The sequence below is a fragment of the Klebsiella sp. JN_Kp127 genome (assembly GCF_040062505.1).
Taxonomy (GTDB): domain Bacteria; phylum Pseudomonadota; class Gammaproteobacteria; order Enterobacterales; family Enterobacteriaceae; genus Klebsiella; species Klebsiella quasipneumoniae.
The window spans coordinates 125927-138744 of sequence record NZ_JBEAHS010000002.1 but is presented as its reverse complement, the minus strand read 5'-3'; the positions used below and the strand labels follow the sequence as shown (position 1 = coordinate 138744).

The 12818-nt window shown below is 60.0% G+C and carries 8 protein-coding genes; 4 read left to right on the top strand and 4 right to left on the bottom strand.

All coding sequences use genetic code 11. From position 1 onward, the window contains the following. Window positions 1-7: 7 nt before the first annotated feature. From aat to trxB, 4 genes are all read right to left on the bottom strand, one after another. Window positions 8-709, bottom strand: coding sequence for a leucyl/phenylalanyl-tRNA--protein transferase (aat, locus tag ABLV04_RS01545; RefSeq protein WP_023289006.1), 702 nt, complete (start codon window positions 707-709; stop codon window positions 8-10). A 39-nt stretch (window positions 710-748) separates the two neighbouring features. Then, window positions 749-2470, bottom strand: a complete 1722-nt coding sequence (gene cydC, locus ABLV04_RS01540; protein ID WP_023289007.1) for a cysteine/glutathione ABC transporter ATP-binding protein/permease CydC — start codon at window positions 2468-2470, stop codon at window positions 749-751. Continuing rightward, complete coding sequence (gene cydD, locus ABLV04_RS01535) at window positions 2471-4237, bottom strand: cysteine/glutathione ABC transporter permease/ATP-binding protein CydD (RefSeq protein WP_348815274.1); 1767 nt, start codon at window positions 4235-4237, stop codon at window positions 2471-2473. It abuts the gene before it with no gap. Between the two features lie 114 nt (window positions 4238-4351). Continuing rightward, complete coding sequence (trxB, locus tag ABLV04_RS01530) at window positions 4352-5320, bottom strand: thioredoxin-disulfide reductase (protein ID WP_048334585.1); 969 nt, start codon at window positions 5318-5320, stop codon at window positions 4352-4354. A gap of 532 nt (window positions 5321-5852) precedes the next feature. Between trxB and lrp the strand changes: the two genes are divergently transcribed. From lrp to rarA, 4 genes are all read left to right on the top strand, one after another. Further along, entirely contained in the window at window positions 5853-6347 is a 495-nt protein-coding gene (gene lrp, locus ABLV04_RS01525) for a leucine-responsive transcriptional regulator Lrp (protein WP_000228469.1), read from the top strand. Between the two features lie 135 nt (window positions 6348-6482). Continuing rightward, window positions 6483-10652 (top strand): DNA translocase FtsK 4TM domain-containing protein, encoded by a 4170-nt coding sequence (locus tag ABLV04_RS01520; RefSeq protein WP_348815272.1) that lies wholly within the window; start codon window positions 6483-6485, stop codon window positions 10650-10652. A 122-nt stretch (window positions 10653-10774) separates the two neighbouring features. Beyond that, window positions 10775-11386 carry an outer membrane lipoprotein chaperone LolA gene (lolA, locus tag ABLV04_RS01515; RefSeq protein WP_004201368.1) on the top strand — a complete coding sequence of 204 codons (612 nt, stop codon included), beginning with the start codon at window positions 10775-10777 and terminating at the stop codon, window positions 11384-11386. Between the two features lie 8 nt (window positions 11387-11394). Further along, entirely contained in the window at window positions 11395-12738 is a 1344-nt protein-coding gene (gene rarA, locus ABLV04_RS01510; RefSeq protein ID WP_032455263.1) for a replication-associated recombination protein RarA, read from the top strand. The last annotated feature ends 80 nt before the right edge of the window (window positions 12739-12818 follow it).

Sequence of the window (12818 nt, the reverse complement as noted above, 5' to 3'; positions counted from 1 at the left end):
CATTTTATTATCCGCCCGGAAATAGCACCCGTGGTACCCAAAATCGCTCGGGTAGACGGTAGCCGCGTAATACCGAGAGATAGTCCAGATAATCGCGGCGGGGAATATCCACTGCGCCTAATGACGCGGTGTGGTTGTTCAGCACCTGACAGTCAATTAATTTACCGCCGCTCTGCGCAAAGTCCTGGCAAAATACCAGCAGCGCGGTTTTAGAGGCATTTTCCGCCCGGCTGAACATCGACTCGCCGCAAAACAACGCCCCCTGCGCCACGCCGTACATTCCCCCCACCAGGGTATTTTCCTGCCAGACTTCAATGGAGTGGGCATGGCCCAGCTCATGCAGCTGGTGATAGGCGCGAACGATGCTGCTGGTTATCCAGGTGCCTTCGTCACGATCGCTGGCGCAGCCCTCAATCACCTCGCCAAAGGCATGATTGAGCGTGACGCGGTAGGGGGAGCGCTGATGAAAGCGCTTCATGCTGCGGCTGAGATGGAACTGTTCCGGCCAAAGCACTGCCCGGGGATCGGGCGACCACCAGAGGATCGGGTCGCCGGGGGAAAACCAGGGAAAAATACCACGCTGATAGGCCATCAGCAGACGCGCGGGGCTTAGATCGCCGCCGAGCGCCAGCAGGCCGTTAGGTTCACGCAGGGCGCCTTCCGGAGAAGGGAAGGCGATAGAATGCCGGGAGAGCTGAACCAGACGCATTTTAACCTCAATACGCATCAGCAAAAATTAGATAATAGCCTACAGACGCTGTTTAAACTGGAAGTACCGGCCCTGTTTAGCGAGCAGCTCCGCGTGACTACCTTGCTCAATTATCTGGCCGTTGTCCATGACTATTATCTGATTAAAACGCGCCAGGCCTCGCAGGCGGTGGGTGACCATCAGCACGGTCTTCTCGCGCATGACTTCCGCCAGCAGATGCAGGATCTGGCTTTCGGTGGCGGCATCCAGACCTTCTGTCGGTTCATCCAGCAGCATCAGCGGCGCATCGTGGAGCAGCGCGCGGGCGATGGCCAGCCGGCGCAGTTCGCCGCCGGAAAGCTGGCGTCCGCCTTCGCCCAGCCAGCCGTTGAGTCCGCCATCTTCCAGCAGTTTTTCCAGGCCTACCTTCTCAAGGGTGGCGCAGAGCAGAGTGTCATCAGCCTCAGGCGCCGCCAGCCGGAGGTTGTCGCGCAGGGTGGCGCTGAACAGATGCACGCGCTGCGGCACCACGCTCATTGACTGCCGCAGGGTGGCTTCGCTCAGCCCGGACAGCGGCTGGTCGTTGAGCAATATCTCTCCCTGCGCCGGATCCCATGCGCGGGTGAGCAACTGCAACAGCGTCGACTTTCCGCAGCCGGTTCGGCCAAGAATAGCGATATGTTCCCCGGCGGCAATCTGCAGGGAGATGTTCTCCAGGGCGGGGGAGGGCTGCTGCGGGTAGCGGAAGGTGACCTGCCTGAAGGTTAAGGCCACCTGCGCAGGCCTGCTGGCCTCGCCCTCAACGAAGGAGACTTCCGGCTGCTGGTCAGTGATCTGCGAGATCCGCAGCGCGGAGGCGATCACCTGACCTAAATGCTGGAAAGCGCCGGTGACGGGCGCCAGGGCTTCGAAAGCCGCCAGGGCGCAGAAGACGAACAGGGCGATCAGCGCCCCGGGCTGACTGTTGCCGCCGACGCCGTCTGAGGCCAGCCAGAGCATGGCCACCACGGCGATTCCGCCGATTAACAGCATTAGCGCCTGTGAAAGCGCGGTCAGCTCGGCCTGGCGACGCTGCGCGTCCTGCCAGCTGAGCTCGGTTTTTTCCATTTGCGCGCGATAGCGGTCGCTGGCGTTAAACACCATCAGCTCCGCCTGGCCCTGCAGCCAGGCGGTAAGCTGTTGCCGATACTGGCCGCGCAGCTGGGTCATACTCTCTCCGGCCGGTTTACCGGCGCGATAGAACAGCGGCGGCATAACCAGCAGGGTCACCAGCATGATGCCGCCGAGCGTCAGCGCGAGGGTAACGTCGAGCAGGCTTAATCCGCAGGTCACCACCACAATCACCACCAGCGCGCCGACCAGCGGCGAAATGACCCGCAGGTAGAGATGATCCAGGGTGTCGACGTCGGCGACTACGCGGTTGAGCAGTTCCCCCTGGCGAAAGCGCGCCAGCCCCGCCGGAGAGAGGGGGAGCAGTTTGCTGAAGGTGAAGACGCGCAGGTGCTGCAGCACGCGGAAGGTGGCATCGTGGCTGACCAGACGCTCGAAATAGCGTCCGGCGGTACGGATAATCGCTGCGCCGCGTACGCCCGCTGCGGGCAGCATATAGTTAAAACTGTAGATCCCGGCGACGCCCACCACCGCAGAGGCGGAGAGAAACCAGCCGGAGAGCGTCAGCAGGCCGATACTGGCCAGCAGGGTCACAATAGCCAGTACGATGCCGAGCAGCAGCATCCATTTGTGGCGTTTATACAGTGCCAGATAGGGTAAGAGCGCGCGCATTTAAATCTCCTCCTGACGATGGGCCAACAGCGCCGAGAAGACCCCGCCGGCGCGGGCCAGCGTGGCGTAGTCGCCTTGTTCGATAATCTGTCCGTCCTGCATCACCCAGACGGCATCCCAGTCCGCCAGTCCCTCAAGCTGATGGGTAACCAGCAGCGTGGTTTGCTGGGTGGAGGCGTGGGTCAACGCCTGCATAACCCGTTGTTCGCTATGAGCGTCGAGGCTGGCGGCGGGTTCATCCAGCAGCAGCAGGCGGCACGGCACCAACAGCGCGCGGGCGACCGCGATACGCTGCGCCTGGCCGACCGACAGACGGCCCGCCTGATCGCCCACGGCGGTATGGATCCCATCCGGCAGCAGAGCGATAAACTCGCTCACCCAGGCCTTGTCCAGCGCCAGCCGAAGCTGGGCATCGCTGGCTTCCGGCCACGCCAGCAGCACATTTTCCCGCAGCGTGGCGGCAGGAAGCTGGGGATTCTGCCCCACCCAGCTTAACAGGCGACGCCAGCGATCGGCGTCCAGCTCGCGCAGCTCCACGCCGTTGACCGTCAGCGAACCTTCATAGGGCAAAAAGCCGAGCAGGGTGTTCAGCAGGGAACTTTTCCCTGAGCCGCTCTGCCCCACCAGCACCACCCGCGCGCCTGCAGGCAGTGAAAAATTCAGCGGCCCGGCGAGGACTTTCCCGTCGGGAGATTTAATCAGCAGATCGCGCGCTTCCACGCCAATCAGATCGTTATCATTTAAGGTTTTTTCGCCACGCTCCACCTGGGTCAGCGGGGTTTCCATAAACGTTTTCAGACTGTCCGCAGCGCCGACGGCCTGGGCTTTGGCATGGTAGAAAGTGCCCAGGTCGCGTAATGGCTGGAAAAACTCCGGGGCGAGGATCAGCGTCAGGAAGCCCGCCATCAGCGTGACGCCCGCGCCATAGTGGCCGAAGTTAAGTTCGCCCAGGTATGAGAAGCCGAAATAAACCGCTACCAGCGCAATGGAGAGCGAGGTGAAAAACTCCAGTACTCCGGAGGAGAGGAACGCCAGGCGCAGGACTTCCATGGTGCGTTGGCGAAAGTCCTGCGAGGCGTCGCGAATATTATCCGTTTCGGCCTGACCGCGGTGAAAAATACGCAAGGTTTCCATGCCGCGCAGACGGTCGAGGAAGTGGCCGCTGAGGCGGGCCAGCGCCTGGAAGTTACGCCGGTTGGCATCGGCGGCGCCCATCCCAACCAGGGCCATAAACAGGGGGATCAGCGGCGCGGTGCCGAGGAGGATCAGCGCGGCGGCCCAGTTGATCGGGAAAATAGTGATAACGATCAGCAGCGGCACGCAGGCCGCCAGCGTCATCTGCGGCAGGTAGCGGGCATAATAGTCATGCATATCGTCGATCTGCTCGAGGATAAGCGTCGCCCAGCTGCCGGCAGGTTTACCCTGGATCCACGCCGGGCCCGCCTGCTGGAGACGGTCGAGCACCTGGCGGCGAATTTCATAGCGAATATGCTGCCCGGCCTGAAAGCCGACTCGTTCACGCAGCCAGACCACCCAGGCGCGCAGCACAAAGGTCAGCACCAGCAGGGTCAGCGGCAGCAGCAGGGCGGTCGCAGGAATATTCTCCATCACCATCCGGTGCAGGATCCGCGCCAGGAACCAGGCCTGCGCCACGATCAGCAGACCGCTCGCCACGCCGAGGAGGCGGGAAATCATCAACCAGCGACGGGAGATAATGCTTTGCTGTTTTAACCAGCGGGTTAACTCTTGTTGACGGGTTTTATTCATTGCGCGCTTAGCAGGTGTCGTTATGGGAATATTGGGCACGGCAATGTTACATCGCGGCAAAAATAAAGGCGACTTTTCGTCGCCTTCTTTACCTTTGTTACTGACTTGTAAAGATTATTTGCACGCGTCAGCCAGACCGTCGAGGTAACGTTCAGCGTCCAGCGCCGCCATGCAGCCGGTGCCGGCGGAGGTGATAGCCTGACGATAAATATGGTCCATGACATCGCCGGCGGCAAACACGCCCGGGATGCTGGTCTGGGTCGCATTGCCGTGGATACCGGACTGCACTTTGATGTAGCCGTTCTCCAGCTCCAGCTGACCTTCAAAGATGGCGGTGTTCGGGCTGTGGCCGATGGCGACAAACAGACCGGCTACTTCCAGGGACTCGACGTTGTCGCTGTTTTTGGTATCGCGCAGACGCAGGCCGCTAACGCCCATCTGGTCGCCGGTCACCTCTTCGAGGGTGCGATCGGTATGCAGCACGATGTTGCCGTTTGCCACTTTGTCCATCAGGCGTTTGATGAGGATTTTTTCCGCACGGAAGGAATCGCGACGGTGGATCAGATGTACCTCAGAGGCGATGTTCGACAGATACAGGGCCTCTTCAACCGCGGTGTTGCCGCCGCCGATCACCGCCACTTTCTGGTTGCGATAGAAGAATCCGTCACAGGTGGCGCACGCAGAAACGCCGCGGCCCTTGAAGGCTTCTTCGGAAGGCAGACCCAGGTAACGGGCTGAAGCGCCGGTGGCGATAATCAGCGCGTCACAGGTGTATTCGCCGCTGTCGCCGGTCAGACGGAACGGCCGGTTTTGCAGGTCGACGCGGCTGATATGGTCGAAAATAATCTCGGTTTCAAATTTCGCGGCATGTTCGTGCATGCGCTCCATCAGCAGCGGACCGGTCAAATCGTTCGGATCGCCTGGCCAGTTTTCCACTTCCGTCGTGGTGGTCAGCTGACCGCCTTTTTCCATCCCGGTGATCAGCACCGGCTGCAGGTTGGCGCGCGCGGCATAGACCGCCGCGGTGTATCCCGCAGGTCCAGAACCAAGAATAAGCAGTTTACTGTGTTTGGCTGTGCCCATGAGATCCCCATAATAATTGGCATACATTGGGCTGGGATTGTAGGGAATTTGTTGTCGTAAAAAAAGAGCGCAGCGATTTTGTTAACGATATGTGCAATAGAAGCGGCCGATGAATTGGCGATTTTCCCGGCAAGGAATATAACTATTTCTACTGTTGGCGGGACAATTATAAGACGAAAAAATGAGAATCAACCAGGGTGGATGATGAATATCTGGCATCTTGTACTAAAAATCGATGTTTTGCTTTGACAATCCCCTGTGCTTTTGCGAAAACATTCAAGGAAGAAGAAAAGCAGTATTTGGCGTGCGGCGAATTTTCATGCACGCAAATGCCATTTTTATCCGGGTTAACGAAATCTACGCATGGTGTGGACAGACGCCATGCGTGATATCGGTGACTGCCGTCAGGCAACGGGCTTCTCACGTACCCCTGGGTTACCTAATGTCGTACGGGTAATAACAGGATGGGCTCTGGCAGTGAAGGCACAGAGCCGGAACAGGAGTAGGGAAGGAATACAGAGAGACAATAATAATGGTAGATAGCAAGAAGCGCCCTGGCAAAGATCTCGACCGCATTGATCGTAACATCCTGAATGAATTGCAAAAAGATGGGCGAATTTCTAACGTCGAGCTTTCTAAACGGGTGGGACTTTCTCCGACGCCTTGCCTTGAGCGTGTGCGTCGTCTTGAAAGACAGGGTTTTATTCAGGGCTATACGGCGCTGCTCAACCCGCATTATCTGGATGCATCACTTCTGGTATTTGTTGAGATTACTCTGAATCGTGGCGCACCGGATGTGTTTGAGCAATTTAACGCCGCAGTGCAAAAACTTGAAGAAATTCAAGAGTGTCATCTGGTTTCCGGGGATTTCGACTATCTGTTGAAAACCCGCGTACCGGATATGTCAGCGTATCGTAAATTACTGGGCGAGACCTTGCTGCGCCTGCCGGGCGTTAACGACACCCGTACCTATGTGGTAATGGAAGAAGTCAAGCAAAGTAATCGTCTGGTTATTAAGACGCGCTAACACGGAACAGGTGCAAACTCGACGTAGTTTGATTACACTCCTGTTAATCCATACAGCAACAGTGCCGGGGAGACCCGGCGCTGTTGTCCGTTTTAGCAGCAGGCAGGAAACAGCCTGATACCTGGAGAGCCTTTCTTGAGCCAGGAATACACCGAAGACAAAGAAGTCAAACTTACCAAACTCAGCAGCGGGCGCCGACTCCTTGAGGCGATGCTCATCCTTTGCTCCCTCTTCGCCATCTGGCTGATGGCGGCATTACTGAGCTTTAACCCCTCGGACCCAAGCTGGTCGCAAACGGCATGGCATGAGCCTATTCATAATTTAGGCGGCGCCCCCGGCGCGTGGCTTGCCGATACCCTGTTTTTCATTTTTGGCGTCATGGCCTATACCATCCCGGTGATCATCATCGGCGGATGCTGGTTTGCCTGGCGGCATCAGGAAAACGACGAATACATTGATTATTTCGCCGTTTCTCTGCGTCTCATCGGTGCGTTAGCCTTGATCCTGACCTCCTGCGGTCTGGCGGCGATTAACGCCGATGATATCTGGTACTTCGCCTCTGGCGGGGTGATTGGCAGCCTGCTGAGCACCACCCTGCAACCGCTGCTGCACAGCAGCGGCGGCACCATCGCTCTGTTGTGCATCTGGGCGGCCGGCCTGACGCTGTTTACCGGCTGGTCGTGGGTCAGCATTGCGGAAAAACTGGGCGGCGGCATCCTGTCCGTACTCACCTTTGCCAGCAACCGCACCCGTCGGGATGATACCTGGGTCGATGAAGGCGAATACGAAGACGACGATGAAGAGTACGACGACGAAGAGGCGGCAACCCCCCAGGAATCGCGTCGGGCCCGTATCTTGCGCAGCGCGCTGGCGCGGCGTAAACGTCTGGCCGAGAAGTTTACCAATCCTATGGGGCGTAAAACCGACGCGGCGCTTTTCTCCGGCAAACGGATGGACGACGGGGAAGAGGCCGTGCAGTACAGCGCCAGCGGTGCGCCTGTCGCCGCCGACGATGTACTGTTTTCCGGCGCCAGCGCCGCGCGTCCCGCAGAGAATGATGTGCTATTTTCCGGCGCCAGCGCCGCGCGCCCGGGCGATTTCGACCCTTACGATCCGTTGCTGAACGGCCACAGTATCGCTGAGCCGGTGGGCGCAGCGGCGGCGGCCACTGCCGCGCCGCAGGCGTGGGGCGAGTCGACGGCGGGCCATCAGGGCGCTGCGCCGGCTTATCAGCCAGAAGCCAGCTATCCGCCGCAGCAGGCCTATCAGCCTGAACCCGCCCCGTTCCAGCAGGCTGCTTATCAGCCGCCAGCGGGGCAACCCGCGCCGCAGGCGTATCAGCCAGAGCCGGCGCAGTATCAACAGCCGGTTTACGATCCGCATGCCGGACAACAGCCTGCGCCGCAGGGGTATCAACCCGAGCATGCGCCGCACCAGCAGCCGGTTTACGATCCATATGCCGGGCAACAGCCTGCGCCGCAGGGGTATCAATCCGAGCCTGCACAGTATCAGCAGCCGGTTTACGATCCGCATGCCGGTCAGCCCGCGCCGCAGGGGCATCAATCCGAGCCTGCACAGTATCAGCAGCCGGTTTACGATCCATATGCCGGGCAACAGCCTGCGCCGCAGGGGTATCAACCCGAGCCTGCACAGTATCAGCAGCCGGTTTACGATCCGCATGCCGGTCAGCCCGCGCCGCAGGGGTATCAACCCGAGCCTGCACAGTATCAGCAGCCGAGTTACGATCCGCATGCCGGCCAGCCCGCGCCGCAGGCGTATCAGCCTGAGCCCGCGCCGGTACCTGCCGCGCAGCCAGAGCCTGAGGTCGTGCAGGAAGAAGTGAAACGTCCGCCGCTCTATTACTTCGAGGAAGTGGAAGAGAAGCGGGCGCGCGAACGCGAGCTGCTGGCTTCCTGGTATCAGCCTATTCCGGAGCCGGAAAGCCCGATCGCCACCAAACCGCTGACGCCGCCAGCCGCCCCGGCCAAACCGCCCGTGGAGTCAACCGTGGTTTCTGCGGTGGCGGCCGGGGTGCATCAGGCAACGGCTGCCAGCGGCGGCTCAGCGGCCGCGACGACGGCGACCGCCGCGTCCGCAGCGACGGCGCCATTGTTCAGCCCGGCCTCCAGCGGACCGCGGGTACAGGTGAAAGAGGGCATTGGTCCAAAACTACCGCGGCCTAATCGCGTTCGCGTCCCGACGCGTCGGGAACTGGCCTCCTACGGCATCAAGCTACCGTCGCAGCGGGAAGCAGAACAGCGCGCGCGGCAGGCGGAGCGCGACCCCCATTATGATGATGGGCTACTCTCGGATGAGGAAGCGGATGCTATGGAGCAGGATGAACTGGCTCGCCAGTTCGCCGCCACTCAACAGCAGCGCTATGGCCATCGCTGGGAAGACGATAACGCGACTGATGACGATGATGCCGACGCTGCGGCGGAAGCGGAGCTAGCGCGCCAGTTTGCCGCCACCCAGCAGCAGCGCTACGCCTCCGAGCAGCCGCCGGGCGCCAATCCGTTCTCGCCGGCGGATTACGAATTCTCGCCGATGAAAACCCTGGTCAATGAGGGGCCGAGCGAGCCGCTGTTTACGCCGACACCGGAAGTACAGCCGCAGCAGCCAGCCCAGCACTATCAACAACCGGCCGCCGCTCCGCAGCAGGGTTATCAACCTGCGCAGCACCAGCCGGTACATCATCAGCCAGTGCCGCAACACCAGCCGGTTACCCCGCCGGGGCATCAGCCTGCCGCGCCTGCGCCGCAGGAGAGCCTGATCCACCCGCTGCTGATGCGCAATGGCGATAGTCGACCGCTGCAAAAGCCGACGACGCCGCTGCCGTCGCTGGATCTGCTTACGCCGCCGCCCAGTGAAGTCGAGCCGGTGGATACCTTTGCTCTCGAGCAGATGGCACGACTGGTGGAAGCGCGACTCGCCGATTTCCGCATTAAAGCGGATGTGGTGAACTACTCGCCGGGGCCGGTGATCACCCGCTTCGAACTGAATCTGGCGCCTGGCGTCAAAGCGGCGCGAATCTCTAACCTGTCACGGGATCTGGCGCGTTCGCTGTCCACGGTCGCCGTGCGCGTGGTGGAGGTGATCCCGGGTAAACCGTATGTCGGGCTTGAGCTGCCGAATAAAAAGCGCCAGACCGTCTACCTGCGTGAAGTGCTCGACAACAGCAAGTTCCGTGATAACCCGTCGCCGCTGACCGTGGTGCTGGGTAAAGACATCGCCGGCGATCCGGTGGTGGCCGATCTGGCGAAAATGCCGCACCTGCTGGTGGCCGGTACCACCGGTTCCGGTAAGTCGGTCGGCGTCAACGCCATGATCCTCAGCATGCTCTACAAGGCGCAGCCGGAAGATGTGCGTTTCATCATGATCGACCCGAAAATGCTGGAGCTGTCGGTCTACGAAGGTATTCCGCACCTGCTGACGGAAGTGGTTACCGACATGAAAGACGCCGCCAATGCGCTGCGCTGGAGCGTCAACGAGATGGAGCGTCGCTACAAGCTGATGTCGGCGCTGGGCGTGCGTAACCTGGCGGGCTATAACGAGAAGATTGCAGAAGCGGCGCGCATGGGGCGTCCGATCCCGGATCCGTACTGGAAGCCAGGCGACAGTATGGACGCCGTGCACCCGGTACTGGAAAAGCTGCCGTACATTGTGGTGCTGGTGGACGAATTCGCCGACCTGATGATGACCGTCGGTAAGAAGGTGGAAGAGCTGATCGCTCGCCTGGCGCAGAAAGCGCGTGCGGCGGGGATCCACCTGGTGCTGGCGACGCAGCGTCCGTCGGTGGATGTCATTACCGGTCTGATTAAGGCCAACATTCCGACGCGCATCGCTTTTACCGTGTCGAGCAAAATTGACTCGCGTACCATTCTGGATCAGGGCGGTGCGGAATCGCTGCTCGGGATGGGGGACATGCTCTACTCCGGGCCGAACTCCACCACGCCGGTGCGCGTCCATGGGGCGTTTGTTCGCGACCAGGAAGTCCACGCCGTGGTTCAGGACTGGAAAGCCCGCGGTCGTCCGCAGTATGTAGACGGCATTACCTCCGACAGCGAAAGCGAAGGCGGCGGCGGTGGCTTCGACGGTGGTGAAGAGCTGGATCCGCTGTTCGATCAGGCGGTCAGCTTTGTGACCGAGAAGCGTAAAGCGTCGATTTCAGGGGTGCAGCGCCAGTTCCGCATCGGCTATAACCGTGCCGCGCGTATTATCGAACAGATGGAAGCGCAGGGCATTGTCAGCGAGCAGGGCCATAACGGTAACCGAGAAGTACTGGCGCCGCCGCCCTTTGAATGAGTGCAAAGTTGGGTAAATAAGCGCAAAATCAGCCAATTCTTCTGTCCCGCCGCCGTCGGCGGTCCTACATTAGGGGCAGAAGAGGCTCCCGCGTCGGGAGTGACGCACATTAAGGAAGAACAATGAAAAAACTCGCAATCACCTGTGCATTACTGTCTGGTATGGTCGTCAGCCAGGTCTGGGCAGATGCGGCCAGTGACTTAAAAAGCCGTCTTGATAAAGTGAGCAGCTTCCATGCCAGCTTCACGCAAAAAGTCACCGACGGCAGCGGCAACGCCGTGCAGGACGGACAGGGCGACCTGTGGGTAAAACGCCCGAATCTGTTTAACTGGCATATGACCCAGCCGGATGAGAGCGTCCTCGTTTCGGATGGTAAAACCCTGTGGTTCTATAACCCGTTCGTCGAGCAGGCCACGGCGACCTGGCTGAAAGACGCCACCAGCAACACGCCGTTTATGCTGATTGCCCGCAACCAGTCCAGCGACTGGCAGCAGTACAATATCAAACAAAACGGCGATGATTTTGTGCTGACGCCGAAAAGCGGCAGCGGCAACCTGAAGCAGTTCACGATCAACGTCGGTCGGGACGGCACCATCCATCAGTTCAGCGCCGTCGAGCAGGATGATCAGCGCAGCAGCTATCAGCTGAAATCGCAGCAGAACGGCGCCGTCGACGCATCTAAGTTCACCTTTACGCCGCCGAAAGGGGTGACGGTGGACGATCAACGTAAGTAGAGGCGAAAGTGAGCAATCTGTCGCTCGATTTTTCCGACAACGCGTTTCAACCTCTGGCCGCTCGCATGCGGCCAGAAAATTTAGCGCAGTATATTGGCCAGCAGCACCTGCTGGCGCCGGGCAAACCCCTGCCGCGGGCGATCGAAGCCGGGCACCTGCATTCGATGATCCTCTGGGGGCCGCCGGGCACCGGCAAGACTACCCTGGCGGAAGTGATCGCCCGCTATGCCAGCGCCGATGTCGAACGGATCTCGGCGGTGACCTCCGGGGTGAAAGAGATCCGCGAGGCCATTGAGCGCGCGCGGCAGAATCGCAACGCCGGCCGACGAACGATTCTGTTTGTTGACGAAGTGCATCGCTTCAATAAAAGCCAGCAGGATGCCTTTCTGCCGCATATTGAAGATGGCACCATCACCTTTATTGGCGCGACCACCGAAAATCCCTCCTTTGAGCTTAACTCGGCGCTGCTCTCCCGCGCCCGCGTCTACTTACTGAAATCGCTCACCACCGACGATATCGAGCAGGTGCTTGACCAGGCGATGCACGATAAAACCCGCGGCTACGGCGGCCAGGATATCGTATTGCCGGATGAGACCCGCAGGGCCATCGCCGAACTGGTGAACGGCGATGCGCGGCGGGCGCTGAATACCCTGGAAATGATGGCCGATATGGCCGAGAGCGATGATGCGGGCAAGCGGGTGCTGAAGGCGGAACTGCTGACCGAGATCGCCGGCGAGCGCAGCGCGCGCTTTGATAATAAAGGCGACCGTTTCTACGATTTGATTTCCGCCCTGCATAAGTCAGTGCGCGGGAGCGCGCCGGACGCGGCGCTCTACTGGTACGCGCGGATCATCACCGCCGGGGGCGATCCGCTGTACGTTGCCCGCCGTTGTCTGGCGATTGCCTCGGAAGACGTCGGCAACGCCGACCCGCGGGCGATGCAGGTGGCCATTTCGGCGTGGGACTGCTTTACCCGCGTCGGGCCGGCGGAAGGCGAACGGGCGATTGCCCAGGCCATTGTCTATCTGGCCTGCGCGCCGAAGAGCAATGCGGTCTACACCGCCTTTAAAGCGGCGCTGGCCGACGCGCGAGACCGTCCGGACTATGACGTTCCGGTGCATCTGCGCAATGCCCCGACGAAGCTGATGAAAGAGATGGGCTATGGGCAGGAGTATCGTTACGCTCATGACGAACCTAACGCCTACGCCGCCGGTGAGCAGTACTTCCCGCAGGAAATGGCGCAAACGCGATATTATCGCCCGACAAACCGGGGGCTTGAGGGCAAAATTGGCGAAAAGCTCGCCTGGCTCGCTGAACAGGATCAAAATAGCCCGATAAAACGCTACCGCTAATTGAGGCGTTGCGGTAAGGTTATTACACTATTTCCGTGGTCGTAGTCTGCGGCCACTATTCTTTTTTTAATTCGATAAGC

What these genes read in the sequence shown, in the direction of transcription:
- aat (WP_023289006.1), bottom strand. Translation starts at nt 709, where the DNA reads ATGCGTCTGGTTCAGCTCTCCCGGCATTCTATCGCCTTCCCTTCTCCG.
- cydC (WP_023289007.1), bottom strand. Translation starts at nt 2,470, where the DNA reads ATGCGCGCGCTCTTACCCTATCTGGCACTGTATAAACGCCACAAATGG.
- cydD (WP_348815274.1), bottom strand. Translation starts at nt 4,237, where the DNA reads ATGAATAAAACCCGTCAACAAGAGTTAACCCGCTGGTTAAAACAGCAA.
- trxB (WP_048334585.1), bottom strand. Translation starts at nt 5,320, where the DNA reads ATGGGCACAGCCAAACACAGTAAACTGCTTATTCTTGGTTCTGGACCT.
- lrp (WP_000228469.1), top strand. Translation starts at nt 5,853, where the DNA reads ATGGTAGATAGCAAGAAGCGCCCTGGCAAAGATCTCGACCGCATTGAT.
- lolA (WP_004201368.1), top strand. Translation starts at nt 10,775, where the DNA reads ATGAAAAAACTCGCAATCACCTGTGCATTACTGTCTGGTATGGTCGTC.